Raw genomic sequence first — 596 nt, forward strand, 5'->3', positions numbered from 1 at the left:
TCTGTCAATGATCATGGTCGACTACCTTCAGTTGATGCGCGTACCTTCGCTAACCGATAACCGTACTCTTGAGATTGCCGAGATTTCTCGCTCGCTTAAAGCACTGGCGAAAGAGTTGAACGTGCCTGTCGTTGCACTATCGCAGCTAAACCGTTCCCTAGAACAACGAGCGGATAAACGACCTGTTAACTCGGACTTGCGTGAATCGGGTTCCATCGAGCAGGATGCCGACTTGATCATGTTCATCTACCGTGATGAGGTCTATCACCCAGATAGCCCATACAAAGGCACGGCGGAAATAATTATCGGTAAACAACGTAACGGTCCTATTGGCTCGGTGCGTTTAACATTCCAAGGACAACACTCGCGCTTTGATAATTACGCGGGTCCAGCATTCGATATTGATGATGAGTAATGCTATGAGCTACATGAAAGCCGCAAAAGCATGCATTGACTTGTCTGCGTTGCAGCACAACTTGCAGCGTGTGAAAGCGCAAGCACCAGAAAGTAAAGTGATGGCGGTAGTGAAAGCCAACGGTTATGGCCATGGTCTACGTCATGTGGCGAAACATGATAACCATGGCGATGCCTTTGGT

General features: G+C 48.5%; 2 protein-coding genes. Both read left to right on the forward strand.

What is annotated here, in order from left to right; translation table 11 throughout:
- On the forward strand, nucleotides 1–415 hold a 415-nt coding region (locus R8O11_RS29480), incomplete at its 5' end, for a DnaB-like helicase C-terminal domain-containing protein (RefSeq protein WP_318195158.1).
- 4 nt (nucleotides 416–419) lie between these two features.
- On the forward strand, nucleotides 420–596 hold a 177-nt coding region (locus tag R8O11_RS29485), incomplete at its 3' end, for an alanine racemase (RefSeq protein WP_318195159.1).

The organism is Vibrio sp. 1288 (genome assembly GCF_033344475.1).